The organism is Ewingella allii (assembly GCF_044430645.1).
In the GTDB taxonomy this organism is placed as follows: domain Bacteria; phylum Pseudomonadota; class Gammaproteobacteria; order Enterobacterales; family Enterobacteriaceae; genus Ewingella; species Ewingella allii.
This window is the reverse complement of record NZ_JAWUDN010000001.1, coordinates 974836-1001738: the sequence shown is the minus strand read 5'-3', so window position 1 is coordinate 1001738 and position 26903 is coordinate 974836. Positions and strand designations below refer to the sequence as shown.

Sequence of the window (26903 nt, the reverse complement as noted above, 5' to 3'; positions counted from 1 at the left end):
TGAGTCATTGATATGTCTTAAAAAATGGGATCTGAGGAGAGGAAATTTTTGTAATGCCAAACTACGCTTATTTATAGATGAAAGACTTCATCTGAGGCACTTCCCGACCCGCTGGTTCACGGCAGTCGCAATAATTTAAATCTGTTCGTGTGAAAAATGGGTTTCTGCAAGTTGGCATAAGGGTTGCTGCACTGAGATGGAGAGCTTTTTTCCGGGAGCTGTTTTTGATTTCCAACGCTCTCATTAACCTGTGCTATATCCAACGTCATTGAAGTCTCGGTTTCAATTGCCGCGGATAAATTAACGAAGGACGGGCAACGTATGAACATATTTGACCATTATCGCCAGCGTTATGAAGCTGCCAAGGACGAAGAGTTCACACTTCAGGAATTCCTTACCATTGCGAAGCAAGACAAAAGTGCTTACGTCAATGCCGCGGAACGCCTGTTGATGGCGATCGGTGAACCAGTGATGGTAGACACCGCGCTAGAACCACGCCTGTCGCGTTTATTCTCCAACCGGGTTGTTGCTCGTTACCCCGCGTTCGAAGAGTTTTACGGTATGGAAGAAGCTATCGAACAGATCGTTTCCTACCTAAAACATGCCGCTCAAGGTTTGGAAGAAAAGAAACAAATCCTCTATTTATTAGGCCCGGTGGGTGGTGGTAAATCCTCCCTCGCAGAACGGCTGAAAGCGCTGATGCAGCGCGTGCCTATCTACGTTCTGAGTGCCAACGGCGAGCGCAGCCCGGTGAACGATCACCCGCTGTGCCTGTTCAATCCGCAAGAAGATGCGACCATTCTTGAAAAAGAATACAACATCCCAACTCGCTATCTCGGCACCATCATGTCGCCGTGGGCCGCCAAACGCCTGCACGAATTCGGCGGTGATATCACCAAATTCAGAGTGGTCAAAGTCTGGCCATCCATTCTCGAACAAATTGCTATCGCCAAAACTGAACCTGGCGATGAGAACAACCAGGACATCTCCGCGCTGGTGGGTAAAGTGGACATCCGTAAGCTGGAAAACCACGCGCAAAACGACCCCGACGCCTATGGCTATTCCGGCGCTTTGTGCCGCGCTAACCAGGGTGTGATGGAATTCGTCGAGATGTTCAAAGCGCCAATCAAAGTGCTGCACCCGTTACTGACTGCCACTCAGGAAGGTAACTATAACGGCACCGAAGGCATCTCCGCCCTGCCGTTCAACGGCATCATTTTGGCTCACTCCAACGAGTCAGAATGGGTGACATTCCGCAACAATAAGAACAATGAGGCGTTCCTCGACCGCGTTTATATTGTCAAAGTACCTTATTGCCTGCGGGTGTCCGAAGAGATCAAGATTTACGACAAGCTGTTGAGCAACAGTGAGCTGGTGCACGCCCCTTGCGCACCGGGAACGCTGGAAACGCTGGCGCGCTTCTCGATTCTGTCTCGCCTGAAAGTACCTGAAAACTCGAGCAGTTACTCGAAAATGCGCGTCTATGATGGCGAAAGCCTGAAAGATACCGACCCGAAAGCCAAGTCTTATCAGGAATACCGTGACTACGCCGGTGTGGATGAAGGGATGAACGGCCTGTCGACACGCTTTGCGTTTAAAATCCTGTCGCGCGTCTTTAACTTCGACCACGCGGAAGTTGCCGCTAACCCTGTCCACCTGTTCTATGTCCTTGAGCAGCAGATTGAGCGCGAGCAGTTCCCGCAGGACGTGGCGGAAAAATACCTCGAGCACCTGAAAGGCTACTTGATCCCGAAATACGCTGAGTTTATCGGCAAAGAGATACAGACGGCTTACCTTGAGTCCTACTCGGAATACGGACAGAACATTTTCGACCGTTATGTCACCTATGCCGACTTCTGGATCCAAGATCAGGAGTATCGCGACCCGGATACCGGCCAACTGTTTGACCGCGAGTCACTGAATGCCGAACTGGAGAAAATCGAAAAACCAGCCGGGATCAGTAACCCGAAAGACTTCCGTAACGAGATAGTCAACTTCGTGTTGCGCGCCAGAGCACAGAACAGCGGCCGTAATCCGAACTGGACCAGCTACGAGAAACTGCGCACGGTTATCGAGAAAAAAATGTTCTCGAATACTGAGGAATTACTGCCGGTTATCTCATTCAATGCCAAAACGTCGACCGATGAACAGAAAAAACACGATGACTTTGTCGACCGAATGATGGAGAAAGGATATACACGCAAGCAGGTTCGCCTGTTGTGTGAATGGTATCTGCGCGTGAGAAAATCTTCGTAACAGAGGATCGTTGGCAACGTCGTTTGGGGGAAATATGACGTACTTTATTGACCGTCGACTGAATGGCAAGAACAAAAGCGCGGTTAACCGCCAGCGCTTTTTACGCCGCTATAAGTCGCAAATCAAACAGTCGATTGCCGAGGCCATCAACAAGCGTTCGGTTACCGACGTAAACAGCGGGGAGTCCGTTTCGATCCCCAATGAAGATATCAACGAGCCTATGTTTCATCAGGGTCGCGGCGGCTTGCGCCACCGCGTTCACCCCGGCAACGATCACTTTGTGCAGAATGACCGCATCGAACGACCGCAAGGGGGCGGCGGCGGCGGCAGCGGCCAAGGTGACGCCAGCAAGGACGGTGAAGGCCAGGATGAGTTCTCCTTCCAGATTTCGAAAGACGAGTATCTTGACCTGTTGTTCGAAGACTTAGCCCTGCCGAATTTGCAGAAAAACCAGTTCCGGCAGATGACCGAGTACAAAACGCACCGCGCGGGTTTTACCTCAAACGGTGTCCCGGCCAATATCAGTGTTGTTCGCTCTTTGCAGAACTCCCTCGCCCGCCGCACGGCGATGACCGCAGGGAAAAAACGGGAGTTGCGCGAGCTGGAGTCCACGCTGACGGAAGTCGAAAACAGCGAGCCCGCGCAACTGTTAGAAGAAGAACGGCTGCGCAAGGAGATTGCGGAGTTACGGCAGAAAATCGCCAGAACGCCGTTCATCGATACCTTTGATTTACGCTACAAGAACTACGAGCGGCGCCCTGAGCCTTCCAGCCAGGCGGTGATGTTCTGCTTGATGGACGTCTCCGGCTCCATGGATCAGGCGACCAAAGATATGGCCAAGCGTTTCTATATTCTGCTCTATCTGTTCCTGAGCAGAACCTATAAAAACGTCGATGTTGTCTATATCCGCCACCATACTCAGGCCAAAGAAGTGGATGAACAGGAGTTTTTCTACTCGCAGGAGACTGGCGGGACTATTGTATCCAGCGCGTTGAAGTTAATGGACGAAGTTATTCAGGAGCGTTACGACCCGGCGGCGTGGAATATTTACGCAGCGCAGGCGTCTGACGGCGATAACTGGGCCGATGACTCACCGCTGTGCCACCAAATATTGGCACAGAAGCTGCTTCCTATGGTGCGTTATTATAGTTATATCGAGATAACCCGGCGGGCTCATCAAACGCTGTGGCGCGAATATGAAGTATTGCAGCAGAAGTTTGGTAATTTCGCCATGCAACATATTCGCGAGCCGGAGGATATTTACCCGGTATTCCGTGAGCTGTTCCATAAGCAAGTTCAAGAAAATTAAGCGTGGCATACTCAAGTTGCCTAATAAAACGGCCAGTTAATTGATTTAACTGGCCGTTTTTCTATTCCGCCTAACCGTTAAAGAATATAATGACTTAACTGATACTCGGCAGAATAATAGCGGCCAAGATGCCAATCATTACCAACCATTTCAACGCATAATAGGTTTTACGGCTACGCGCTTTTAAGGCCTGCCCGCCGTTACGCAATGCATAGACATACTTGAATATCTTATTAATAAAACCGGTGCGGTCCTGCTCATCGTTAGGCGAACTGGCGGCTGACATCAGCGTGCTGCCAACCCAATGGTTAACGCGCTGCGCCCACGGCCACTTCATTTTGCGCTCTACGTCGCAGAAAAGAATAATGCGCGTTTCGTCAGTCTTGTTTTCCGCCCAATGAACAAAGGTTTCATCGAAAATCACCGGCTGGCCGTCGCGCCAGCTGTGCTTGATGCCGTCCACCTCGATAAAGCAGCGGTCATCATTTGGCGTCATCAGGCCAAGGTGATAACGCACGGAACCGGCATAGGGATCACGGTGTTTACCCAAATAGCTGCCCGACGGCAACTCGGCGAACATCGCGGCTTTAACAGAAGGAATGCTGTTTAACAGTTCCACCGTCTTCGGGCAGAGGTTTTCCGCCGACGGATGGTTGTCGCCGTACCACTTCAAATAGAAGCGTTTCCAGCCGCGTTTAAAGAAAGTATTAAAGCCTGCGTCGTTATTGGTCTGTGCTGCTTTAATATGGTCTTGCAGGCGCACGGCCTCATCACGAATAGTTTGCCAGTTATCGGTTAAACGCTGTAATTCCGGGAAATCTTCCGCCGGGAAATAAGGTTTCGACGGCAGTGCAGAAAAGCCGGTCATAAACATATTTACCGGCCCCATAAAAGTCGAGTGATCGAGTAGTTGGCGCGAAAACTTCTGTTTAACCTTGCCGCGCGAATGCGCATAAATAAAGCTAACCACAAAAATGGTAAGAATAATAATGGCCGTCATAGGGTCCATCCTCTACGAATTAGAAATATGACGATATTATAAATCAGATTTATTCTAAATTTGTAGTTACAATTTTATGCTATTTGTGCCTTTTAGGTACAGTTCCCAATGAGTTTAAACAGTAATTAAACCAGCTGTTGTTTTCTGAGATAAGCCGCACTCGCAATCAAATAAGCCCAGTTATTACATGGGTATTTAGCGGCTATTATTGGCAGTTAGCCTGATTGCAGGTAATAAAAAAGCCAGCCGATTGCTCCGCTGGCTTTTAAAACTCAAACTATTAACGACTTAATAAACTGGGGTAGCTTATTAATAGCGAACTTATAAACCGTAAACCAAATTGATTGAGGTCACAGTGTCGGTTTTATCCGGCGCACTGGCTGGTGGTTTGGTGTTGTAAGTCACGTCGTAAGCCAGTTTCAGAGAAAAATGATTGTTGATAGCAACCGTCAACGCCGTCTCTGAGTTATAGGTGGTTTCGTCGTTCGCTAAGACAGACAGGCCTTGGGTAAATTTAGCCGTGTCGCTGATTTTGTAGCTGTAAGCGCCAGATGCGTAAGCCAAAGCACGAGTCGAGTTACCGCCCTGCTCGAACTCATCGTGACGAACACCCGGACCGGCTTCCAGGTTCAGCGTGTGTACCGGACCACTCCAGATCTGACGACCGTAACCGACTGCACCGACATCGCGCGCGCGATAGCCGTTATAGCGGTCACTCAGCCAGCTGCCCTGACCGAACACATAGTTATTATCATCCAGGTTGTAGCGGCTACGCGCGCCAGCCTGATATTTCTCGGATGAACGCACACCGGAAGAAGAAGTGTTGCGTGCTGAACCCCAGATACTGTTAGCCGTATTGGTGTTGAACCACGTCATGGTGGTGTCAGCGCTCAGAGATGAGTTAGTGGTGTTACCGGTTTGCGCGGTATAACCCGCCTGAATATTACCTTCAAACGGCTTTTTCGCCGTAGCAGGATCGTCCAGTGCGGTGAAAATAGTGGTGTCTGCCAAACTTGAAATGCTGAACAGCGCAGCTCCGCAAACTACCGCGCAAGCTGGTAAACGACGAACAACCCGAAAAAACATTTTGCTTCCCCAATCGACTTAAGGCAAATAGTACAAGGTGGCCCAAGATGATTTAACTCTGGATCCCCCTACACATTGAGATAACTGCATATCGAAATAATTTTGCCGTTCATTTAGGTCCTTTAAGCAAACCTGGCAATTCCCTTCAATAGCGCACGAACTGATACATACTGGTTAAACCCGCAACGAATATACAGCACATAGTGGCTAATATCCTTTTTTAACCGGACTTTTTAGAGTGTTCCGAGTGACAAATATTTCCTGAAATAGAACCAAACGTAATCATTACAATTTGTTTCCATATTCTGAGCTTGCGCCCTTGAAAATTTTTTTAACCCGTTTCCCATTTTGGGCGCTCAACGTTTTCCACCCCAAGACTGCACAGATTTCGGCCGAACCGGATGCGCTATCTTGTCCTTTTGAACGAGGCGAGTTAGCTTTAGACCTGTTGAAAATATCTTATTGCGCCGCGAGTTCCTCGACGGCTGCCTTCAGGAGGAGTGGTCATGGCTTTACAACAAGAAATCATTCAGGCTTTGCACGTCAAACCGCAAATAGACGCGGCACAAGAAGTTCGCACCAGCGTCGATTTTCTAAAAAGTTATTTGCTGGCCCATCCCTTTATTAAATCTCTGGTACTGGGCATCAGCGGCGGGCAGGATTCTACTCTTACCGGTAAACTTTGCCAAACGGCAATTAGTGAATTACGTGCGGAAACCTCTGATGAGAGCTATCAGTTCATCGCCGTGCGTCTGCCTTACGGCGTGCAGGCCGATGAATCAGACTGCATTGATGCCATCGACTTTATCAAACCCGATCAGGTATTGACGGTAAATATCAAAAATGCGGTATTAGCCAGCGAAGCGACTCTGCGCGAAATCGGTATCGAATTAAGCGATTTCATCAAAGGGAATGAGAAGGCGCGTGAACGTATGAAGGCGCAATACAGCATCGCCGGGATGAAAAAAGGCGTGGTGGTCGGCACCGACCACGCGGCAGAGGCCGTGACCGGCTTCTTCACCAAGTACGGCGACGGCGGCACTGACATCAACCCTATCTTCCGCCTGAACAAGCGTCAGGGCAAAGCCCTGCTCAAGCACCTCGGCTGCCCAGAGCATCTCTACACCAAAGCGCCGACCGCCGATTTGGAAGAGAACCGCCCTTCGCTGCCGGACGAAGTCGCGCTGGGCGTCACCTATGAGCTGATTGACGACTATCTGGAAGGCAAAACCATTGACCAGAAAGCCGCGTCAACCATCGAGGGCTGGTATCTGCGCACCGAGCATAAACGCCAGCCGCCGGTTACCGTGTTTGATGATTTCTGGAAAAAGAAATAAGACTTCTATTACGACCAACTCTCTGACGGACACCCTGGGGTGTCCGTTTTTTTATCCAGCAATCCCTCTATAATTGTTTAACAATTCCTTTCCATCGCGGGATGAAATCATTACCCTTAGCCTCCCTTCGAACACGGACTGTGATGTTTTATATGCAAAAATTCCTTTTCCTGCTGTTAACGCTGGTCCTGCTTGGACCACTGGGGATTGATCTCTATCTCCCTGCTATCCCGTCGATTGCCAAGGGATTGAATAGCGCAGAAACCATTATCCAATCTTCTATTTCGCTGTTTATTTTAGTGATGGGGCTGGGGCAACTGATTGCCGGGCCATTGGTTGACCGCTACGGCCGCCGCCCGATCGCCATTATTGGCGTGATCGTCTATTTGGTCGGCGCCATTGTCGCCGCCACGGCGGAGACGGCGTTTATGTTTATGTTCTCCCGCGTGATTCAGGGGCTGGCGGTCTGCTGTACCTCGGTGGTGGTGTTTAGTAGCGTGCGCGACCGAATGAGTGGCGATGACGCGGCCCGCGCCTACGGCTTCCTCAACGGCACGCTGAACATCATTCCGGCGCTGGCGCCGCTGATTGGCGGCCTGATTGCCCAGTTCTTTGGCTGGCGTGCGCCCTTCTGGGCGCTATGTGGCTATAGCATACTGATTCTGGCACTGGTGCTGTTCAAACTGCCGGAGACGCGCCCTGCTGACACCCAGTCAGGCGGCCTGCCGTTCAAACAGTACGCCCGGATCTTGTTCAACAAACGCTTCATCACCTTCGCCGCGGTCAACGCCGGAGCGATGGGCATGGCCCTGACCTACGTCTCACTGGCTCCGACGGTGCTGATGAGCCAGGCGGGACTGACGCCGTTCGAGTTTTCGCTGGTCTTCGGCGCAAACGGATTTTGGATCATGGCGGTCAGCTTTATCGCTAACCGTATTATTCAGAAGGTGGGACGCCCGGTCTGTCTGGCTTCCGGCGCGTTGTTGATGTTCCTCGGCTGTGCGGGATTACTGGCGGGCTTAACCCTTATCGCCCCGGATCAGCAGCACGCCACTTGGCTCTACATGCTGCCCGTCGCCAGCGCCTGCGCAGGTTTGGCTTTCCTGATTGGGCCAGCCACCAGCTACGCGCTGGAGCCGTTTTCCAATGAAGCGGGCGTGGCCTCGGCATTGGTGGGTTCTGTACAGATGGCGGGAGGCGCGCTGTTTGGCTTTATCGCCATGGCGTTGCCGCTGCAGCCGAAACTGAGTTTGGCACTGGTGATGCTGGCGGGAGGCTGTCTGGCGCTGTTAGCACGTCGCGCCAGTAAGAAATCAGCGGGCCGCTTGACCCGCCTTGGTTAATAAGAAACTTATGTCACTCGATTCAGTCAACTAACCTGACCGGGACTCTTGGCGCTAAGGCTGACAACAGCTCATAGCCCAGAGTTCCGGCCACGGTCGCCACATCGTCAACCGGCAGGTTGGCTCCCCACAGCTCCACCTTCGACCCTATGGCGGCCTGCGGGCATGGCGTTAGGTCGACCATAATCATATCCATCGACACTGTGCCAACGGTTTGCGTCATCACCCCATCCACCCATACCGGCGTGCCGCTCGGCGCGTGGCGCGGATAACCGTCGGCATAGCCACAGGCGATGATGCCAATGCGCTGCTCGCTCGCCGCGCGATAGCGGCCGCTGTAGCCCACGCGGTCGCCCGCCCGCAACTGCTGGGTGGCGATAATTTCGGTGCTCAGGGTCATCACCGGTTTCAGCCCGCTGTCGGCGATATCCCGCCATTTGCCACTCGGCGACGCGCCGTAGAGAATAATGCCCGGACGGACCCAGTCATAATGGGTTTCGGGGTACCACAGCGTCGCCGCCGAGTTAGCCAGCGATCTTGGGCCTGCGATGTTCTCCCCGGCGGCAAGGATCTGTGTCATCTGCCCCTCGACGCCTTCCGGGCCGTCGGCGTGAGCAAAGTGGCTCATCAGGGTAATTTCCCCGATCTGCGGCAAAGCCTTCAGCGCGTGCCACGCGGCCTCAACCTTTTCCGGCATGAAGCCCAGTCGGTTCATGCCGCTGTTAATCTTCAAATAAACATTGATTGGCGCGCCAGGCTTGGCCTGCTTGATGGCGTCAATCTGCCAGTCGCTGTGCACGGCGGTGGTCAGGCGATATTGATCAATCGCCTCGAGATCGGCCGGTGAGAAGAAGCCTTCCAGCAGCAGAATCGGCCCCTTCCAGCCCGACTCACGCAGCAAAACGGCTTCTTTAAAATCGAGCAAACCAAAGCCGTCAGTGGCCGATAGGCCTTTCAGTACATGCTCAACGCCGTGGCCATAAGCATTGGCTTTGACCACCGACCAGACTTTACTGCGTGGCGCGAAACGGCGGATAACCTGCAAATTATTGGATAACGCAGAAAGTGACAACGTAGCGGAAATCGGACGTGGCATACAGTCTCCAGAGGCGAATCAATGAGCCGGTCTTCCAATAACGCCTGCTGACCGGCTCAACATTGAATGGGCTATTAGCCGATAGGATGCATTTTATGAATGTTTTGATGCGTCGCGGCGAAGCCCGGGCTGTAACGCTCTACGGCTAAATCGTCGGCCGGAATAGCCGGAGTCACGCCGGTGATAATGTCCGACAGCAGCTGGCCGGAGCCACAGGCCATGGTCCACCCGAGCGTACCGTGGCCGGTATTCAGGTAGAGATTTTTCAGGCGCGTTTTACCGACGATCGGCGTGCCGTCTGGGGTCATTGGGCGCAGGCCGGTCCAGAAAGAAGCTTGCTCGACGTTGCCGCCGTTCGGGTAGAGGTCGCGCACCACCATCTCCAGCGTTTCGCGGCGAGCCTTCGCCAGCTGGGTGTTGAAGCCGACGATTTCCGCCATGCCGCCGACGCGAATACGATCGTCAAAACGGGTGATAGCGATTTTGTAGGTTTCATCCAGCACGGTGGAGAATGGCGCGGAGGCCGGGTCAGTGATTGGAATAGTCAGCGAGTAGCCCTTCAACGGATAGACCGGGATCGAGACTAAATCTTGCAACAGGGCCGTCGAGTAGGAGCCGAAAGCCACTACATAGGCGTCGCCTTTGACCACATCCGCGCCGCACTGCACGCCAGTGACCTGGCCATTTTCCACCAGCAGCTTGTCGACGCTGCGGTTAAATTCAAATACCACGCCCGCCTGACGCGCCATTTCAGCCAGTTGACGAGTAAACAGCTGGCAGTCGCCGGTTTCATCATTCGGCAAGCGCAGGCCGCCGGTAAGCTTATGCGCCACCTGAGCCAAAGCAGGTTCAACCGTCGCCAGCTGGCTGGATTCCAGCAGTTGGTAAGGCACGCCCGCCTCTTCCAGCACGGCAATGTCTTTCGACGCACTTTCGAACTGCTGGGCGGTGCGAAACAGCTGTAAAGTTCCGCCCTGACGGCCTTCGTACTGGATGCCGGTCTCTTCGCGCAGCGTTTTCAGGCAATCGCGGCTGTACTCGGCCAGTCTCACCATGCGGCTTTTGTTGGTCTGGTAATGGTCCATGTTGCAGTTACGCAGCATTTGCCACATCCATTTCAGCTGGAAGCTACTGCCGTCGAGGCGGATCGCCAGCGGCGCGTGGCGCTGGAACATCCACTTAATCGCCTTTAATGGCACGCCTGGCGCAGCCCAAGGAGCAGCATAACCGGGAGAGATTTGCCCGGCATTCCCCGCGCTAGTCTCTTCCGCCGGTCCGGCTTGTCTGTCAATGACCGTCACCTGATGTCCGGCCTTTGCCAAATACCAGGCACTGGCAACACCAACCACTCCACTGCCCAAAATAACCACGCGCATACTCGACTCCAATCAAAGGCAATATAAAGCATAATATTCTGTGAGACGGAAACTAACCTGACAGCGGCCAATTGCCAACACCTGCGGCGAAAACCGCGATGGATTTCACAATTATTTATCCTGTATCTACCTCTATTTTTCAACAGTCACATAAAAATAACAATATCCCCCAACCCCGCGCCCTATGCAGTTCAAAGCAGCGGCATATTGCGGCAGTCGCGATAAACCATCACTTTCAGCACGAGCCATTAACCCGAGAATCTTTTTGTTATTTAAAACCAAACAAAAGGCAATTTTGCAGAACAATCCTCTAAAGATTGAGTTATGGGAAATATTGTCTGAATTCATCGTAGCGATTGACTGTTTTCTACCATAAGCGTTTGATGAAGCTGTCGGCTTGATAGCAATAATTCATGCTTATTAAACCAGCGCTATCTGCATAACCAACAGATTGAGCTACGATTATCTATGGGCGCACAAATTTCGTAATAAACAGTTCTGAATCAAACACTCTGTTGCGTCCGTAACTGAATGAGGGTGCGGCTTATGACGACAAAGACCCAAGATTTTAAAATGGCAGACCAGCGTCTGAGCGATGGACCGGACTGGACGTTTGATCTATTGCAGACCTATCTCGAAGAGATTGACCGGGTCGCGAAGTCTTACCGACTTGATACTTATCCGCATCAAATTGAAGTCATCACCTCCGAACAGATGATGGATGCCTATTCAAGCATTGGCATGCCTATCAACTATACACACTGGTCGTTTGGTAAGAAATTTATCGAAACCGAGCAGCGCTATAAGCAGGGGCAGCAGGGTCTGGCTTACGAAATCGTCATCAACTCTAACCCTTGTATCGCCTATTTGATGGAAGAGAACACCATGACCATGCAAGCGCTGGTGATGGCGCATGCCTGCTATGGGCACAACTCGTTCTTCAAAAATAACTACCTGTTCCGCAGCTGGACCGACGCCAGCTCAATTGTCGATTACCTGCTGTTTGCACGCCGTTACATCAGCCAGTGCGAGGAGCGTTACGGCGTAGAGGAAGTTGAGCGCCTGCTCGACTCTTGCCACGCGTTGATGAATTACGGCGTCGATCGCTACAAGCGCCCACAGAAAATCTCACTGCAAGAAGAGAAAGCGCGTCAGGAAAGTCGCGAGGCTTACCTGCAAAGTCAGGTTAACTCGCTGTGGAAGACGCTGCCGCGTAAAGACAGCGTGGACGCGCCCGAGCAGGCCCGCCGTTTCCCTTCCGAGCCGCAGGAAAACATTCTCTATTTCATGGAGAAAAATGCCCCGCTGCTCGAACCGTGGCAGCGCGAGATCCTGCGCATCGTGCGTAAAATCAGCCAATATTTCTATCCGCAGAAACAGACTCAGGTGATGAACGAGGGCTGGGCGACCTTCTGGCACTACACCATCCTCAATCATCTGTATGACGAAGGTAAAGTGTCGGACAAATTCATTCTGGAATTCCTGCACAGCCACACCAACGTGGTGTTCCAGCCGCCTTATAATAGCCCGTACTACAGCGGCATAAACCCTTACGCGCTGGGCTTCGCCATGTTCCAGGACCTCAAGCGAATCTGTCAGTCGCCAACGGAAGAGGACAGGTATTGGTTCCCGGACATCGCCGGTTCAGACTGGCTCGACACGCTGCATTTTGCGATGCGCGATTTTAAAGACGAAAGCTTTATTAGCCAGTTCTTGTCGCCAAAAGTGATGCGCGACTTCAAGCTGTTTACCGTGCTCGACGATGACCGAAATAATTATCTGGAAATCGCCGCTATTCACAATGAAGAGGGATATCGGGCGATACGCGAGGAGTTATCAGCGCAGTATAACCTGAGCCATCATGAGCCGAATATTCAAGTGTGGAACGTGGATTTGCGCGGCGACCGCTCGCTGACGTTGCGCTACATCCCGCAAGACCGCGCCCCGCTGGATAAAAGCCGTCGCGAAGTGATGAAGCACATTCATCGCCTATGGGGCTTTGACGTGTTTATGGAGCAGTTAAATGAGGACGGCAGCGTCGAGCTTCTTGAACGCTGCCCGCCACGGCCAGCGCCGCTTTAACGGTTCATCTGATCCACCACTGACTATCAGCCAGCAAAAAGGGCGCCTAGGCGCCCTTTTCTTTTACTGCGACTAACTGCTGTCTACAGCGAGATTAGCGTTTCTTGTCGGTCAAATCGCCCGGCATGGTGCTTTGCATGCTGTGCCAAATTTCACCACTTTGGCGGCCATATTCGCGCACGCAGTCAACCACCTGATCGTAGCTCTTCTCTTCGCAAATGCGCGACAGGCGCTGATAAAAGGCAATCGCCAGTTTACGCGCTTCAGAGTTGGAGAAGTAATAACGGCCAACTCGGGTGTATAAACCGCGTAAACCATTAATAATCAAACCATAAATCGGGTTGCCGGAAGCGAAAGCCAAACCACGGAAAATGCCGTAATCCAGCTCCATAAAGGCTTCAGCATTGTCAGAAACTTCATGCGCCTTAGCCAGCACTTGCTGAGTCTCTTCCGGGTTTTTGCGCATCGCGCGGCGGATAAAAATCGTCGCAATATTGGTGCGAACCGACAACAGGTTATCAATCAATTGCGGGACGCTGGCGTGGTCCAAACGGGCTAGCGTTTCAAGGATATTCAGCCCTGACGTTTCCCAGAAGTTATTCACTTTGGTCGGTTTGCCGTGCTGAATGGTCAGCCAGCCGTCACGCGCAAGCCGTTGTAAAACCTCACGCAATGTGGTGCGCGTCACGCCAATTAACTCTGAAAGTTCGCGTTCGGCGGGCAGAATTGATCCCGGCGGGAAGCGGCTATTCCAGATACTTTCTATAATGTACTCTTCGGCGAAACCGGCAGGACTCTGCGCCTTAATAACCATGGTGTTTACATTCCGTTTAGGACTTTTATTGGCGATATAATTCTGCTCATCATACCAGACGTAAATGGCATGTTATAGCGGCCTTTCCGAACTTATAGTGAAACTGTGCATAGGCCGTCAAAATTTTCCGATATTTAAGCAGTAATCACCTTATTTATTCAATTTGACTCGCATTGCTGAGTGGAATTACCTAGCCTAGTCAGTTGATTTTGCTGCATTACAAAAATGGAGACGTCCTTACCATGGACATGACTTTTCGACGCGCGTTCGTCAAAAACTTCCTCGGCCAGTCCCCCGATTGGTATAAATTAACCATTATTGGCTTCCTAATTCTTAACCCTATTATTTATTTTCTGGTGAGTCCTTTTCTTGCCGGCTGGCTGTTAGTCGTTGAGTTTATTTTCACGCTTGGTATGGCGTTAAAGTGCTACCCATTACAGCCCGGCGGCCTGCTGGCGATTGAAGCCGTGATGATCGGTATGACCAGCGCGGAGAGAATTAAAGAGCAGGTATTTTCCAATCTGGAAGTAATTTTGCTGCTGATCTTTATGGTCGCCGGCATCTACTTTATGAAGCAGTTGCTGCTCTTCGTGTTCACCAAGCTGCTGCTCAACATTCGCAGCAAAACCGCCCTTTCTCTCTCCTTCTGCCTGGCGGCGGCCTTTCTCTCCGCCTTCCTCGACGCGTTAACCGTGGTGGCGGTGGTGATCAGCGTCTCGGTCGGGTTCTACTCTATTTACCACCGCGTCGCCTCCAACGGCGGGGATCAGGCAGATGTCAACGATGACACTGGCTTCAGTGACTCCCAGCAGCATCAGCAGACGCTGGAACAGTTCCGCGCCTTCTTGCGCAGCCTGATGATGCACGCGGGCGTCGGCACCGCGCTGGGCGGCGTGATGACCATGGTTGGCGAGCCGCAAAACCTGATTATTGCTAAATCGGCGGGCTGGCAGTTCGCCGACTTCGCCCTGCGCGTCTCGCCAGTATCGGTCCCGGTGTTCTTCTGCGGGCTGCTGGTCTGTTTTCTGGTGGAGCGCTTCAAGGTGTTTGGCTATGGCGCGGCACTTCCCGCCAGCGTGTTTGATATTCTGAAAAAGTACGATCTGCAAAACGCCGCCAAAAGGGATAAGCAGGAGCGGATTAAACTCGCGGTACAGGCAGTGATTGGCATCTGGCTGATTATCGCCCTGGCCTTTCATCTGGCGGAAGTGGGCCTGATTGGCCTGTCGGTGATTATCTTCGCGACCGCCCTGTGCGGCGTGACCGATGAACATGCCATCGGCAAGGCTTTTCAGGATGCGCTGCCCTTCACCGCCTTGCTGACGGTCTTTTTCGCGGTGGTGGCGGTGATCATCGAGCAGCATCTCTTTAGCCCGATTATCCACTTTGTGTTACGCGCCGAGCCGGCCAACCAGCTGTCGCTGTTCTATCTATTTAACGGCCTGCTCTCATCGGTGTCCGATAACGTGTTTGTCGGCACGGTCTATATCAATGAAGCCAAAACGGCTTTGGAGAATGGCGTCATCTCACTGGAGCAGTTCCAACTGCTGGCGGTCGCCATTAATACCGGCACCAATTTGCCGTCGGTGGCGACACCCAACGGTCAGGCTGCCTTCCTGTTCCTGCTCACCTCGGCCTTAGCCCCGCTGATTCGCCTGTCCTACGGGCGCATGGTGTGGATGGCCCTGCCTTACACCGTGGTGATGACCCTGGTTGGCTGGCTGTGTGTGCAATATCTGTTACCGGATTTAACCCAGTGGTTTATCGATATGCATTGGATAACACTGCCAAATATCAAAGAAATTCTGCCTTAAGCGTGCGGGGATAAAGAAAAGATATCGGCGGCAAAAATCTTCAGGCATTCTGTGAAATGTAAACACTCTGACAGAATGAAAAGTGTGTGTTTTTACTGCTATTTTTTACATGAATTTTAATTCGGCGGGCTGGCAGCAAATGTGAATTCGTTTACACTGCTTGGCAGTTGCTTACTGCATGGAAACAAAACTATGTTGCAATATCTAAACCGCTGCTCCCAAGGGCGCGGTGCATGGCTGCTGTTAGCGTTAACTGCGCTGGTGTTAGAACTGGTTGCTCTTTATTTCCAACACGTCATGTTATTACAACCTTGCGTAATGTGTATTTATGAGCGTTGCGCACTGTTTGGCGTATTGGGTGCCGGAATTGTTGGTGCTATCGCACCTTCGACCTGGTTGCGCTATGCCGGTATTTTGATTTGGATTTACAGCGCCTACGAAGGGATCCGCCTGTCATGGGAACACACCATGATTCAGCTTCATCCTTCTCCGTTCGCCACCTGTGACTTCGCCGCCCGCTTCCCAAGCTGGTTGCCTCTCGACAAATGGTTGCCGTCCGTGTTCGTTGCTACCGGTGACTGTGCAGAGAAACAGTGGGAATTCCTGACTTTGGGTATGCCACAGTGGTTAGTGGTGGTGTTCAGCGTGTTTATGGTTATCGCTCTGCTGGTATTAATCGCGCAGTTCGTTAAACCAAAACGCCGTGACCTGTTCACTCGCTAATAACCCCATTCTGCATTAAAGAAAAAGGCGCCTAAGGCGCCTTTTTTATTGCATGCGATACGACTCGAAAGTTTACTTGGTGCGCCACAAACGCAGTTGGCCGTACCAGCCGCTGTCAGTTTCATACTCCTGCGGAGTACCATTAGCCTGAATCACGGCTTCAGCCGAACGACCGGTCAGAGTACAAGCCAGGCTCACCTTCACATCTCTTTTGCCGTTGATCAGGTTAAGGTCGACGTATTCGTTAAACTGCAAAGCCGCCACCACTTTATTGTCCACGCGCACGTACAGCGGACAGGTTCTCTCGAAAGGCACCAGCGTCCACTGGTCGGCACGGTGCAGTCTCACTCGCGTTTTGCCCTTGTCCGCTTGCGGATCAACTTCTGCTTTGAGTCTCGGGTCAGTCTGGGTGATCACATCGGATTGAATCACCTGCGGCGCTGCCTGGTAGGGATTTTTCGCACAACCGGCGAGCATCAGCACGGCCAATGCGATAAAGGTTTTATTCATTTTGGTTTTCCTGAATTGACGAACCAATTGATATACAAAAAAATGATAGTCGAATCATAGCAGCGAGGAGAGCGAAGGCAATGTATCAAACGCGGATCGCCGATTTTTCACAAAATTCTGCCAGAAAAAGCGCCAATCGCCGATTTCTTGAGCAAGCATTATTTTAACGATACCTACAAAAAAAACACCTATCACTCAGCGTTTTAGTTGTTTACTAATTGATTAGCTTTAGACATAATCGCCGTCCACTTCATGTAGCAATGATTGGTAGGGCCCTGAGTTGTTTTCGAACACTCGGGGCCTTTTCTTTTTGGGTTTCCCTCCCCTTTGAATCCTCTTACTTCAGCTTCAGCAATGGCATGTCCGAAAGGTGCCCACCCGGCGGCACGGGGTCTCATCATAAAGATGGCACCTGCTATTAAGAATGTTTAGTTCGATAAACAGAAAACCCGCTTTATGGGCGGGTTTTGCAAAATGGCTTTGAGGCTGGAAAAATATGGTTCTTACTTCGCCCAACTCGGCTTATTTAAGATGTGGTCCTGCCAGTCCTCGACGTCGTCTTCGCGTACGGCGATGTAGCGCACGGAAATTCGCTCGGTGTGCATGGCGGATTTGGATGACTTATGCAGCAGCGGGTGCCATGGGAATAGCGGCTTACCCTCGCCTATGAGGCGATACGCGCAAGTTGGTGGCAACCAGTCGAAGGTGGTGAGATTTTCACGGGTGAGTTTGATGCAATCCTCCTCCAGCGTGAAGCGGCGCTCGTAATTACGGCATTGGCAGGACTTAATGTTTAACTGGTTGCAGGCCACGTTGGTGAAATAGATTTCGTCCGTGTCTTCGTCAATCAGCTTGTGCAGGCAGCATTGCCCGCAACCGTCGCACAACGCTTCCCACTCTTCGTCGGTCATTTCAGGCAGCGTTTTTTTCTGCCAAAAGTTGGGTTCAGTCATGGTGGCATCCGGTTCAAGTATAAAATGAGGGGGCTTATATAAACACTTTAGTGCAGAGATGCAAGTAAAGCCGCCCGAAATGTCTCCGGGCGACCCACTGTCTTGAGGTAGATCAGAAAGCGCTAAATAACGCGAGTGGTCACCGACTTGCCGTTAACCGCGACTTGGATAGTGTCGCCGACGGCCATCGGGCCGACGCCCTGTGGCGTGCCGGTGAGAATAATATCTCCCGCGCGCAGCGTGAAGAAACGACTCATATAGGCAATCAGGGGCAGGATCTTAGTCAACATATCCTGCGTGTTGCCACTCTGGCGCACTTCATTATTCACAATCAGCTGGAGATCAGCCGACTGGGCGTCGCCAAACTCACTGACCGGAATAAAACCGCTAATTGGGCAAGAGCCGTCGAAGCCTTTGGCTTTTTCCCATGGCTGCCCTGCCTTCTTGAAGCCTGCTTGCAGGTCACGCAGGGTTAAATCCAGCGCAACGCCGTAACCGGCAATGGCGTTGGCCACGCGATCTTCGCTGGCCTGCTTGAGCGGCGTGCCGATCAGCACCGCCAATTCCACTTCGTGATGCACCGAACCTAAGTTCTGCGGAATGGCAATCGGCTGGCGAATATCGCAGAGCGCGGTTTCTGGTTTGATAAACAGCACCGGCTCGGGCGCAACCTGACTGCCCATCTCTTTAATATGGTCGGCGTAGTTACTGCCAACACACACCACTTTATTCACCGGAAAATCAAGTAATGCACCATTCCAGTCACGGTGTTGATACATGGGAAACTCCTGAAAGTGTCAGTCAGCCGCCAAAGGGATTACGCCCCGTCGGCGCCGGAGAGGTCGCAGCCGGATCTGAGTTTTGCTCAGCTGGTGCAGCCTCTGATTGTTGCGTGACGGCGTCTGCCATCATGCCGATGCTCAATGCGAAATAGGTCGAACGGTTCCAGCGCATTATTGTGCGGAAATTATCATAGACCAGGAAGGCGCGGCCTTGAAGGTCATCCGGGGTGATAATCCATGCGCGGGTAGCGTTAGAAGCCAGTGGGCTACCATCTACCTGCGTCACGCCCTGCTGCTGCCAATAACTGGCCGGGTGCATCTGATTGTTCTTCAGGCCGGTTTTGCTGGCATCAAAGCCGGCAGGCAGTTTCACTTCCTGTCCCCAGCTCTGATTGGCTTTCCAGCCTTCGGTAGACAGGTAGTTAGCGGTGGAAGCAAAGACGTCGTCGGTATTGTTCCAAATATCGATTTTGCCGTCGCCGTCGCCATCAGCGCCGTAGTTTAGATAGGAGGACGGCATAAATTGCGACTGCCCCATGGCGCCCGCCCACGAGCCTTTCATCATGTCGCTGGTTGCGTGGCCGGAATCGACGATTTTCAATGCCGACATCAGCTCTTTAGTAAAGAAGGCTTCGCGGCGGCCTTCAAATGCCAAGGTGGCGAGGGCCGAGAAGACATCTTCTTTACCCTGAATCTTGCCGAAGTTGCTTTCCATAGCCCACAGCGCAACGATGTATTGCGGCTGCACGCCGTAACGCTGGCTGGCCTGAGTTAACGCAGGCAGGTTTTGCTGGTAGTTGATTCGCCCCTGCTCGATTTTGGCTTCAGGCAGAACGCGCTTGAGGTAATCGTCGAGGGTAATTTTCTTTTCGAGCTGGTTACGGTCGGAGTTAATTACCCGATCGATAAAGTGCACATTGGCAAAGGCGCTGTCGATAGTCGCCTGACTAATCCCCTGCTGGCGAGCCTGAGTTTTCAGTTGCTCAACGTAGCCTGGAAATTCAGCCGGGTCACGCCCCTGCTCGGCCAGCGTGGTTTTCGCCGGTTTTTCAGTAGCGGGAGCCTGAGCCGCAGGGGCTTGGGCCGCCGGAGACGCGGGGGTAGCAACACTTTCCTTAGCACAACCACTCAGCGTTACGCTGGTAATAAGCACAGCCAGTACCGACAATTTCATCAATCTGTTCCTTTTATCAAAGCACTTACACGTTGTTTACAACCTGAATGAGCCAGAAGATGAATGCAACCCGACAGCTCTGAATTTACAAAAACCTACCCAGAAGGACAGTATTCGCTTTATTTTTCGCCGTTTTGCAGATGCATATTCAATAAACTTTCCATCGGCGGTGGCACTTGCAAATAATAGCCCTGCTCGAGGAGTGATTGTTTTACTTTCTCAATATCGGCGGTGGCTAACTTTTCTCTTTGCCCCAGATTAATCGACATTGAGAACTGCGGTTGGCCGAAACCTTGTAATAATTCTTCAGGAACGCGAGAGAAATCGTCTTTTTTTTCGACATACAGGTAAGTCTGGTCACGTTTGGTACTTCTATAGATCGCACAAAGCATTTTTTTAACTCTAATTTATTGAAACGGTGGCTTGCCTAGATATAACTGTAACTATAACATGCTTAACGTACATCGGAATATCGCCCCCCGAGTGGTATTCCGGGGATTTAAAGTTGCTGAGACTGAGTCAGGATAGATGTCACAATCGCCAATAGAACTAAAAGGCAGCAGTTTTACCTTATCGGTTGTTCATTTACATAGTTCACAACCTGAGGTTATTTATCAGGCGTTACAAGAAAAAGTGGAGCAAGCTCCTGCTTTTCTGAAAAATGCCCCTGTTGTTATCAACGTCGCTGCACTAACTGGTGAAGCGAACTGGAAAGACATTCAACAGGCTGTCGCTTCTGCTGGTTTTCGCGTTGTGGGCATCAGTGGTTGTAAAGACGAGCGCCAAAAGCGCGCCATCTCTCGCACCGGCTTGCCGCTGCTGAGCGAAGGCCGTGCACAACGCGTAGCCGCCGAGCCGCCTGCTCCTGTTGTACCAGACAATGCGCCAGCGAAAACCCGGATCATTAGTACTCCCATCCGGTCTGGCCAACAAATTTATGCCCGTAACAGCGATCTCATTGTCACCAGCAGTGTGAGCGCCGGTGCGGAACTTATTGCCGATGGTAACATCCACATATATGGCATGATGCGCGGCCGTGCGCTGGCCGGTGCCGCAGGTGATGCAAACTGTCAGATATTTTGCACGCATCTGGGGGCTGAGCTAGTCTCTATCGCAGGACAGTACTGGTTGAGTGACCAAATCCCGTCCGACTATTATGGACAGGCAGCCCGCCTCAGCCTGTTAGATAACGTGTTAACCATACAACCTTTAAACTAAGCCCTTTTGACAAGGAATCCTTTCATGGCACGCATTATAGTTGTTACATCGGGTAAAGGGGGCGTTGGCAAGACCACTTCAAGCGCAGCCATTGCTACCGGTCTAGCTCAAAAAGGTAAAAAAACCGTTGTTATCGACTTCGATATCGGTTTGCGTAACCTTGACCTGATCATGGGCTGTGAGCGCCGCGTTGTTTATGATTTTGTTAACGTGATCCAAGGTGATGCCACGTTGAATCAAGCGCTTATCAAAGATAAACGCACTGACAACCTGTTCATTCTTCCTGCTTCCCAAACCCGTGACAAAGACGCATTAACTCGTGAAGGCGTAGAGAAAATTCTTAACGACCTTAACGACATGGAATTCGATTTTGTGGTCTGTGATTCACCCGCTGGTATCGAAACCGGTGCTCTGATGGCGCTGTATTTCGCTGACGAAGCAGTGATCACCACCAACCCAGAAGTCTCTTCTGTACGTGACTCCGATCGCATTTTAGGTATTTTGTCTTCAAAATCCCGCCGCGCTGAGAAAGGCTTAGATCCAATCAAAGAACACCTGCTTCTGACTCGCTACAACCCAGGCCGTGTAAGCCGTGGTGACATGCTGAGCATGGAGGATGTGCTTGAAATCCTTCGCATTCCGTTGGTCGGCGTTATTCCTGAAGATCAGTCTGTACTGCGCGCGTCTAACCAAGGCGAGCCGGTCATTTTGGATCAGGAATCTGACGCAGGTAAGGCGTACGACGACACCGTCAGCCGTTTGCTTGGTGAAGAACGTGCGTTCCGTTTTATTGAGGAAGAGAAGAAGAGTTTCCTGAAACGCCTTTTTGGGGGATAAACCATGGCCTTGTTAGATTTCTTTCTGTCCCGTAAAAAGCCGACAGCCAATATAGCCAAGGAACGGCTACAGATCATCGTAGCAGAGCGACGCCGCGGGGACAGTGAACCCGCCTATCTGCCAGATCTGAAGCGTGATATTTTAGCGGTCATCTGTAAGTACATTCAGATTGACCCTGAAATGCTCAACGTGCAATTTGAGCAAAAAGGTGACGATATCTCGGTACTTGAGCTTAACGTGACGCTGCCGGACTCGGAAGAAGCGCCTAAATGACAGAGATGGACATGTTCTGTTTGAAGGCGTTTGCTTCAAAATAGCTGCCCCCTGTTCGTCAGGGGGTAACTGTATATTTATACAAGTTACTCGTGTCCGCTGTTAATATTCCATAAAATTCGATTGAGAGTTGTCCCATTCTTACTCACTTAACCTTGCCCTATTCTGCAATAATTGCTGAACCTAATTTGTGTTATATCCCTCTCTTTCATTCCGCTAAAAATACGTTCCTCGATAAATAAAAAAAGAGCAGAACCGGTCTGCCCTTCTTTAATTTGTGATTTATCTCAAACGCTATCCCAAAGCACGGCTGCTTATTTATCAGCTGCTGGGTTTTAATAATCTTTGAGGATTTCCAGCAAGCGCGTTTTTAACAAATCACCGCGCCAACCGCTAATAATTTCCGGCTCGCTTTCTTTGGTTTTTAACTGCCAGTGCCAATTTAATAACTGGTTAATTTGGCGTCTTGAGGCTAATAGCTCGACGCTCAGGCCACTCTCTTCGCTCACGGTTTGAATAAGCGCTTTGATGTCTTTGAACACCTTGCGGTAGCCCGGTTGGTCAATCAGGCTCGACAATGGCGCAGGCAGCTCCTGCTCGTCCATAGCATTGGCTTCGGCCACCAGCGCCAACAGCGTACGGCCGTGGTAGCGAATTTCCGGGCCGCTCAGGCCTAATGCTTCCAGCTCGCCCAGTGACGTCGGCTGATAGCGCGCTACCTGCCACAGATTCTCTTCTCTCACCACGAAGTTCACCGCCAGGTCGCGCTGGCGAGCCTGTGTTAAACGCCATGACGCCAGCTTCTGCAAACAGGCCAGTTGGCGCGGACGTAGCTGGAAAGCATTGGTGATGTCGAGATAAGCCTGCTCCGGCTGCAGCACTTCAGCACGGCGGCGACACAGCGACAGACACTCGTCCAGCGCGGCGTCCATCCAACCTGCTTCCTGCGTTTCACGCATCAACTGCTCGGCCAGTGGTAGCAGATACCACACGTCGGCCGCCGCGTATACGCACTGCTTTTCGCTCAGCGGGCGGGCAATCCAGTCGGTGCGCGACTCGCTTTTATCCAGCTCAACGCCCGTGGTTTCCGCCACCAAACGTGCAAAACCGCAAGAGAGCGGACGACCGCTGAACGCCGCGAGGATCTGAGTATCAATCAGCGGAACGGGAAGCACGCCAAAGGCGTTGAGGAATACTTCGAGATCTTCACTGCCTGCGTGGAGGAATTTCACCACGTTTGGGTTCACCAGCAGGTCAATAAAGGGCTGCCACGCGGTGATCGGCAGTGGGTCAATCAGGGTCAGCGTTTCACCATCAAACAGCTGGATCAGCCCTAACTGCGGGTAGTAGGTGCGGGTTCTGACGAACTCGGTATCAAGGGCAATCTGGCTATGAGCCTGAGCTTGCAAACAAATCTGCGCAAGCGCGTCATTAGTGGTAATCAACTGATAGTTCAAACTTTGATTCTCTTAATCATATACCCGCCTTCTGATTGTCAATCGAAGGATGGATATTATTGCGTAAAACGTAACGACGCCGGACTTAGCCGGCGTCGTGGGAATCTGCGTATGATGAACCTAATTCGCTAGGCCGCGCTCTGCTTTGCGTCTGGCTTAGGTTTTTTATGTTCATCACGGAGCTCACGACGAAGAATTTTGCCAACGTTCGACTTTGGCAGTTCATCGCGGAACTCAACAATCTTCGGCACTTTGTAACCCGTCAGCATGCGTCGACAATGCGCCAGCAGCTCTTCGCTGGTCAGCGACGGATCTTTCTTCACGACGCAGATCTTGACGATCTCCCCGGATGATTCGCTCTCCACGCCGATAGCGGCCACTTCGAGCACTTTCTCATGCTGGGAAACGATATCTTCAATCTCGTTAGGATAGACGTTGAAACCGGAGACCAGAATCATGTCTTTTTTACGATCAATGATGCGTAAAAAGCCCTGCTCGTCCACTGTAACGATATCGCCGGTTGAGAGCCAGCCATCTTTTAACACTTCATCAGTCGCCGACGGGCGCTGCCAATAGCCCAGCATCACCTGCGGCCCGCGAATCAACAGCTCGCCCGGCTCGCCGAAAGGCACTTCCTGGCCATTATCGTCGACAAGCTTCACCTCTGTCGATGGCACCGGCAAACCAATGCTGCCACTATAATGTTTCAAATCATAAGGGTTGCCCGCCACCAGCGGCGCGCACTCCGTCAGGCCATAACCCTCCAGCAGATGCTTGCCGGTGAGTTTTTCCCATTTATCCGCCACTGACTTCTGCACCGACATCCCGCCGCCCACAGACAGTCGCAGCGTGGAGAAATCCAGTTCGCGGAAATCTTCATTATTGAGCAGCGCGTTGAATAATGTATTCACACCACTGATGGTGGTGAATGGATATTTCGCCAGCTCTTTCACCATTCCGGGTATATCCCTTGGATTGGTGATAAGCAGGCTGCGGCCGCCCATTTCGATAAACAGCAGACAGTTCACGGTGAGCGCGAATATATGGTAGAGCGGCAGCGCGGTAACCACTAAATCATGGCCGGGTTTAAGCAGCGGAGAATAGGCGGCTTTAGCTTGTTCGAGGTTGGCCTGCATATTCCGGTGGGTCAGCATCGCGCCTTTGGCCACGCCGGTCGTGCCGCCAGTATATTGCAGGAAAGCCAAATCGCTGTTGATAACATCCGGCTTAATATATTGCATCCGCCGCCCCTGTTGCAGGACGCTGCGAAATGAGATGGCATTTGGCAAATGATATTTCGGCACCAGCTTTTTGACGTATTTCACCACGAAGTTAACCAGCGTGCCTTTGGCGGCGGAGAGCTGGTCGCCCATGCGGGTCAAAATTACGTGTTTAACCTGAGTTTTGTAGACCACCTTTTCCAACGTGTGGGCAAAGTTGGAAACAATGACAATCGCGCATGCGCCGCTGTCATTCAGCTGGTGTTCTAACTCACGCGGGGTGTAAAGCGGGTTAACGTTGACCACCACCAGCCCGGCGCGAAGCACGCCAAACAGGGCAATCGGGTACTGCAACAGGTTAGGCATCATCAGCGCAACGCGGTCGCCCTTCTTCAGCCCTAACTCATTTTGCAAGTAGGCGGCGAAAGCGCGACTGCGCTCTTCGAGCTTACGGAAGGTCATCACCTCGCCCATATTGATAAAGGCCGGGTTGTCCGCGAAACGCAGGGCAGCGTTTTCGAACATTTCGACCAATGAGCTATAGCGATCCGGGTCGATGTTCTCAGGAACATCAGAAGGGTAACGTTTTAGCCAGACCTTTTCCAAGGTATCACTCCTGCAATAATGTGCTGCGGCCATCTCAATATGACGAGTTTTATCACGTCTTTAACAATATTTTAACTCAGCTTACCAGTTGCGGTTCAAACAATGTTGAGGTTGAGAGGCTTGTCACTAATTTGTTGTGGGCTTCCATGGCCCAAAAAAGAAAAAGGCGACCAGAGTCGCCTTTAAAGTCTTACTCTACTGCTTAGTTATTCGGTCACGAAGGTTTCTACACGAGCCGGTTGTGGGTCATACCAGCCCGGTCCCCAGCCTGGACCAAAGCCTCTGCCCCAGCGTGAGTTATACGGACCGTAGTAGCCCCACGGGCCAATTGGCTGCGGCGGCATCACCACCTGTTGAGACAGGCGCCAGCGTTTGTAGCTGTTCACGTCCACGGTGACAAAGTTGTAAGAGGTCTGGCCGATGGTGCCCTTCTCCGCGCCGGTTATTGGCCCGACAACGGTGACCAACTGGTCGCGCAGATCGACCGGATCCACAAAGCCGTTCACATAGGCGTGAATTCGCCCCAGCGACGCGGCGCCCAGAATCGGCCTTGCTGCGTCATCCAGCGGCACGGTGGCGATTTCCAGCCGCGTTTTGTTCTGCTCATTGGTCACGCTGATCACTTTACCGCCGAAGCGCGACTCTTGGCCGACATACAGCTGCGGCGCGCCCTGCACCACTTGCAGATTCATCTGCGGCGTATCGGTGGTACCGCGAATATCCGCAGGCACGGTAACACAGCCGGACAGCAACAAAACGCTTAACCCAATGGCGCTGAGTGCCAGGCGTTTAGACTGAAAAACAGAACGTTTAAAACCAGAAAACTGTTGCACTGCCGACCACCTACGCATTGTGAGAACTCCTGGACGATACTTACACTTTTGACCACGATTTAGTTCACAAGTTGCTAAAACTTAACGGCCAGGAAGCTTTTTCCAGGTCACTTCATTACGCAGATAAACCGGCTCGGCATGCTCTGCGCTTACGCTAACGCCGGATTTCCACATGCTCAGGGCCAGAGGCAGCATATCTTCGGCCTGCGGCAGACACATTTCGCCATCAAATAATTCAACATCGGATGATTCACCCAGCAAATCTGGGTAGGTTTGCCAGCCGGTGCCGACGGTGGCAAAGCGCCCCGTCAGTGCCTGAGCACGGGGTAACAGCTGTTCGGGTTTCAGCACGGCTTCGGACTGCTCGCCCTGCCATTCGCCGTTTTCACCGCGCAGGTATTCACCCCAATAAACTTCACCCATGCGCGCATCAATCGCCGCCAAGACGCGGGTCGCTTGGGTCAGGCGATAGGCGCCCTGCGCCATGGTCATCAGCGTGGAAACGGGCAGCAGCGGCAGCTCAGCGCCAAAGGCCAACCCTTGTGCCACGCCGATGCCGATACGCACGCCGGTAAAACTGCCAGGGCCGCGGCCAAAGGCCAGCGCGTCAACCTGATTCAGCGTCAAGCCGGCTTCGGACAGGATCTGCTGCACCATCGGCAAAATGCGCTGCGTATGTTCACGGGCGCAAAGTTCGAAATGAGCGAGGGTTTCGCCATTATTGTAAAGCGCAACCGAGCAGGCTTCAGTCGCCGTATCAATTGCTAAAATTCGTGTGGACATGCCAAACCTCAGGCGGGAAAG

24 protein-coding genes are annotated in these 26903 nt (G+C 52.0%); 10 read left to right on the top strand and 14 right to left on the bottom strand.

The window, feature by feature from the left end:
- The first annotated feature begins 321 nt into the window (after positions 1 to 321).
- Both yeaG and SBO83_RS04835 read left to right on the top strand, forming a co-directional pair.
- Positions 322 to 2256, top strand: a complete 1935-nt coding sequence (gene yeaG / locus SBO83_RS04840; protein ID WP_353502135.1) for a protein kinase YeaG — start codon at positions 322 to 324, stop codon at positions 2254 to 2256.
- Positions 2257 to 2290: 34 nt separating this feature from the next.
- Positions 2291 to 3565 (top strand): YeaH/YhbH family protein, encoded by a 1275-nt coding sequence (locus SBO83_RS04835; RefSeq protein WP_353502136.1) that lies wholly within the window; start codon positions 2291 to 2293, stop codon positions 3563 to 3565.
- Positions 3566 to 3659: 94 nt separating this feature from the next.
- On the opposite strand, the gene lpxO is transcribed toward SBO83_RS04835, so the two are convergent.
- A complete protein-coding gene (gene lpxO, locus SBO83_RS04830; RefSeq protein WP_396130634.1) occupies positions 3660 to 4565 on the bottom strand; it encodes a lipid A hydroxylase LpxO in 906 nt (301 codons plus the stop codon).
- Positions 4566 to 4886: 321 nt separating this feature from the next.
- Complete coding sequence (locus SBO83_RS04825) at positions 4887 to 5651, bottom strand: DUF481 domain-containing protein (RefSeq protein WP_353502138.1); 765 nt, start codon at positions 5649 to 5651, stop codon at positions 4887 to 4889.
- Between the two features lie 506 nt (positions 5652 to 6157).
- Here SBO83_RS04825 and nadE point away from each other — a divergent pair.
- A complete protein-coding gene (nadE, locus tag SBO83_RS04820) occupies positions 6158 to 6988 on the top strand; it encodes an ammonia-dependent NAD(+) synthetase (RefSeq protein WP_353502139.1) in 831 nt (276 codons plus the stop codon).
- A 152-nt stretch (positions 6989 to 7140) separates the two neighbouring features.
- Positions 7141 to 8331, top strand: a complete 1191-nt coding sequence (locus tag SBO83_RS04815; protein WP_396130633.1) for a Bcr/CflA family efflux MFS transporter — start codon at positions 7141 to 7143, stop codon at positions 8329 to 8331.
- Positions 8332 to 8353: 22 nt separating this feature from the next.
- Here SBO83_RS04815 and dadX read toward each other — a convergent pair whose 3' ends face one another.
- The gene (dadX, locus tag SBO83_RS04810) at positions 8354 to 9427 is read right to left on the bottom strand and encodes a catabolic alanine racemase DadX (protein WP_396130632.1); all 1074 of its coding nucleotides are present in this window, start codon (positions 9425 to 9427) and stop codon (positions 8354 to 8356) included.
- 74 nt (positions 9428 to 9501) lie between these two features.
- The gene (locus SBO83_RS04805) at positions 9502 to 10803 is read right to left on the bottom strand and encodes a D-amino acid dehydrogenase (protein ID WP_396130631.1); all 1302 of its coding nucleotides are present in this window, start codon (positions 10801 to 10803) and stop codon (positions 9502 to 9504) included.
- 546 nt (positions 10804 to 11349) lie between these two features.
- Here SBO83_RS04805 and SBO83_RS04800 point away from each other — a divergent pair.
- Positions 11350 to 12885: a SpoVR family protein gene (locus tag SBO83_RS04800; RefSeq protein WP_353502143.1), complete on the top strand. Its 1536-nt coding sequence runs from the start codon at positions 11350 to 11352 to the stop codon at positions 12883 to 12885.
- A 94-nt stretch (positions 12886 to 12979) separates the two neighbouring features.
- Here SBO83_RS04800 and fadR read toward each other — a convergent pair whose 3' ends face one another.
- Positions 12980 to 13699 (bottom strand): fatty acid metabolism transcriptional regulator FadR, encoded by a 720-nt coding sequence (gene fadR, locus SBO83_RS04795; protein ID WP_353502144.1) that lies wholly within the window; start codon positions 13697 to 13699, stop codon positions 12980 to 12982.
- A gap of 242 nt (positions 13700 to 13941) precedes the next feature.
- Between fadR and nhaB the strand changes: the two genes are divergently transcribed.
- Both nhaB and dsbB read left to right on the top strand, forming a co-directional pair.
- Positions 13942 to 15513 (top strand): sodium/proton antiporter NhaB, encoded by a 1572-nt coding sequence (gene nhaB, locus SBO83_RS04790; protein ID WP_396130630.1) that lies wholly within the window; start codon positions 13942 to 13944, stop codon positions 15511 to 15513.
- A 192-nt stretch (positions 15514 to 15705) separates the two neighbouring features.
- The gene (gene dsbB, locus SBO83_RS04785; RefSeq protein WP_034790680.1) at positions 15706 to 16236 is read left to right on the top strand and encodes a disulfide bond formation protein DsbB; all 531 of its coding nucleotides are present in this window, start codon (positions 15706 to 15708) and stop codon (positions 16234 to 16236) included.
- A gap of 72 nt (positions 16237 to 16308) precedes the next feature.
- Here dsbB and SBO83_RS04780 read toward each other — a convergent pair whose 3' ends face one another.
- The 5 genes from SBO83_RS04780 to SBO83_RS04760 form a co-directional block, all read right to left on the bottom strand.
- The gene (locus SBO83_RS04780) at positions 16309 to 16746 is read right to left on the bottom strand and encodes a hypothetical protein (protein WP_396130629.1); all 438 of its coding nucleotides are present in this window, start codon (positions 16744 to 16746) and stop codon (positions 16309 to 16311) included.
- A 503-nt stretch (positions 16747 to 17249) separates the two neighbouring features.
- A complete protein-coding gene (locus tag SBO83_RS04775) occupies positions 17250 to 17699 on the bottom strand; it encodes a YcgN family cysteine cluster protein (protein ID WP_034790685.1) in 450 nt (149 codons plus the stop codon).
- 122 nt (positions 17700 to 17821) lie between these two features.
- Complete coding sequence (locus SBO83_RS04770) at positions 17822 to 18478, bottom strand: fumarylacetoacetate hydrolase family protein (protein ID WP_034790686.1); 657 nt, start codon at positions 18476 to 18478, stop codon at positions 17822 to 17824.
- Positions 18479 to 18500: 22 nt separating this feature from the next.
- Positions 18501 to 19655: a lytic murein transglycosylase gene (locus SBO83_RS04765; RefSeq protein ID WP_396130628.1), complete on the bottom strand. Its 1155-nt coding sequence runs from the start codon at positions 19653 to 19655 to the stop codon at positions 18501 to 18503.
- Between the two features lie 119 nt (positions 19656 to 19774).
- The gene (locus SBO83_RS04760) at positions 19775 to 20047 is read right to left on the bottom strand and encodes a YcgL domain-containing protein (RefSeq protein WP_353502150.1); all 273 of its coding nucleotides are present in this window, start codon (positions 20045 to 20047) and stop codon (positions 19775 to 19777) included.
- 136 nt (positions 20048 to 20183) lie between these two features.
- Between SBO83_RS04760 and minC the strand changes: the two genes are divergently transcribed.
- Genes minC through minE form a run of 3 tightly spaced genes read left to right on the top strand, consistent with a single transcriptional unit; the run spans position 20184 to position 21983 of the window.
- Positions 20184 to 20873, top strand: a complete 690-nt coding sequence (minC, locus tag SBO83_RS04755; protein WP_034790690.1) for a septum site-determining protein MinC — start codon at positions 20184 to 20186, stop codon at positions 20871 to 20873.
- Positions 20874 to 20897: 24 nt separating this feature from the next.
- A complete protein-coding gene (gene minD, locus SBO83_RS04750; protein ID WP_353502151.1) occupies positions 20898 to 21710 on the top strand; it encodes a septum site-determining protein MinD in 813 nt (270 codons plus the stop codon).
- A gap of 3 nt (positions 21711 to 21713) precedes the next feature.
- Entirely contained in the window at positions 21714 to 21983 is a 270-nt protein-coding gene (gene minE, locus SBO83_RS04745) for a cell division topological specificity factor MinE (protein WP_353502152.1), read from the top strand.
- 335 nt (positions 21984 to 22318) lie between these two features.
- On the opposite strand, the gene rnd is transcribed toward minE, so the two are convergent.
- The 4 genes from rnd to tsaB all read right to left on the bottom strand — a co-directional run bounded on the left by rnd (position 22319) and on the right by tsaB (position 26882).
- Complete coding sequence (rnd, locus tag SBO83_RS04740; protein WP_396130627.1) at positions 22319 to 23440, bottom strand: ribonuclease D; 1122 nt, start codon at positions 23438 to 23440, stop codon at positions 22319 to 22321.
- A gap of 128 nt (positions 23441 to 23568) precedes the next feature.
- The gene (gene fadD, locus SBO83_RS04735; protein ID WP_353502154.1) at positions 23569 to 25266 is read right to left on the bottom strand and encodes a long-chain-fatty-acid--CoA ligase FadD; all 1698 of its coding nucleotides are present in this window, start codon (positions 25264 to 25266) and stop codon (positions 23569 to 23571) included.
- 206 nt (positions 25267 to 25472) lie between these two features.
- Positions 25473 to 26117 carry a Slp family lipoprotein gene (locus SBO83_RS04730; protein ID WP_396130626.1) on the bottom strand — a complete coding sequence of 215 codons (645 nt, stop codon included), beginning with the start codon at positions 26115 to 26117 and terminating at the stop codon, positions 25473 to 25475.
- A 63-nt stretch (positions 26118 to 26180) separates the two neighbouring features.
- Positions 26181 to 26882: a tRNA (adenosine(37)-N6)-threonylcarbamoyltransferase complex dimerization subunit type 1 TsaB gene (tsaB, locus tag SBO83_RS04725; RefSeq protein ID WP_396130625.1), complete on the bottom strand. Its 702-nt coding sequence runs from the start codon at positions 26880 to 26882 to the stop codon at positions 26181 to 26183.
- Positions 26883 to 26903 lie beyond the last annotated feature (21 nt).

Coding starts and splice junctions, on each gene's coding strand:
- yeaG (WP_353502135.1), top strand. CDS start 322: ATGAACATATTTGACCATTATCGCCAGCGTTATGAAGCTGCCAAGGAC.
- SBO83_RS04835 (WP_353502136.1), top strand. CDS start 2,291: ATGACGTACTTTATTGACCGTCGACTGAATGGCAAGAACAAAAGCGCG.
- lpxO (WP_396130634.1), bottom strand. CDS start 4,565: ATGACGGCCATTATTATTCTTACCATTTTTGTGGTTAGCTTTATTTAT.
- SBO83_RS04825 (WP_353502138.1), bottom strand. CDS start 5,651: ATGTTTTTTCGGGTTGTTCGTCGTTTACCAGCTTGCGCGGTAGTTTGC.
- nadE (WP_353502139.1), top strand. CDS start 6,158: ATGGCTTTACAACAAGAAATCATTCAGGCTTTGCACGTCAAACCGCAA.
- SBO83_RS04815 (WP_396130633.1), top strand. CDS start 7,141: ATGCAAAAATTCCTTTTCCTGCTGTTAACGCTGGTCCTGCTTGGACCA.
- dadX (WP_396130632.1), bottom strand. CDS start 9,427: ATGCCACGTCCGATTTCCGCTACGTTGTCACTTTCTGCGTTATCCAAT.
- SBO83_RS04805 (WP_396130631.1), bottom strand. CDS start 10,803: ATGCGCGTGGTTATTTTGGGCAGTGGAGTGGTTGGTGTTGCCAGTGCC.
- SBO83_RS04800 (WP_353502143.1), top strand. CDS start 11,350: ATGACGACAAAGACCCAAGATTTTAAAATGGCAGACCAGCGTCTGAGC.
- fadR (WP_353502144.1), bottom strand. CDS start 13,699: ATGGTTATTAAGGCGCAGAGTCCTGCCGGTTTCGCCGAAGAGTACATT.
- nhaB (WP_396130630.1), top strand. CDS start 13,942: ATGGACATGACTTTTCGACGCGCGTTCGTCAAAAACTTCCTCGGCCAG.
- dsbB (WP_034790680.1), top strand. CDS start 15,706: ATGTTGCAATATCTAAACCGCTGCTCCCAAGGGCGCGGTGCATGGCTG.
- SBO83_RS04780 (WP_396130629.1), bottom strand. CDS start 16,746: ATGAATAAAACCTTTATCGCATTGGCCGTGCTGATGCTCGCCGGTTGT.
- SBO83_RS04775 (WP_034790685.1), bottom strand. CDS start 17,699: ATGACTGAACCCAACTTTTGGCAGAAAAAAACGCTGCCTGAAATGACC.
- SBO83_RS04770 (WP_034790686.1), bottom strand. CDS start 18,478: ATGTATCAACACCGTGACTGGAATGGTGCATTACTTGATTTTCCGGTG.
- SBO83_RS04765 (WP_396130628.1), bottom strand. CDS start 19,655: ATGAAATTGTCGGTACTGGCTGTGCTTATTACCAGCGTAACGCTGAGT.
- SBO83_RS04760 (WP_353502150.1), bottom strand. CDS start 20,047: ATGCTTTGTGCGATCTATAGAAGTACCAAACGTGACCAGACTTACCTG.
- minC (WP_034790690.1), top strand. CDS start 20,184: ATGTCACAATCGCCAATAGAACTAAAAGGCAGCAGTTTTACCTTATCG.
- minD (WP_353502151.1), top strand. CDS start 20,898: ATGGCACGCATTATAGTTGTTACATCGGGTAAAGGGGGCGTTGGCAAG.
- minE (WP_353502152.1), top strand. CDS start 21,714: ATGGCCTTGTTAGATTTCTTTCTGTCCCGTAAAAAGCCGACAGCCAAT.
- SBO83_RS04730 (WP_396130626.1), bottom strand. CDS start 26,117: ATGCGTAGGTGGTCGGCAGTGCAACAGTTTTCTGGTTTTAAACGTTCT.
- tsaB (WP_396130625.1), bottom strand. CDS start 26,882: ATGTCCACACGAATTTTAGCAATTGATACGGCGACTGAAGCCTGCTCG.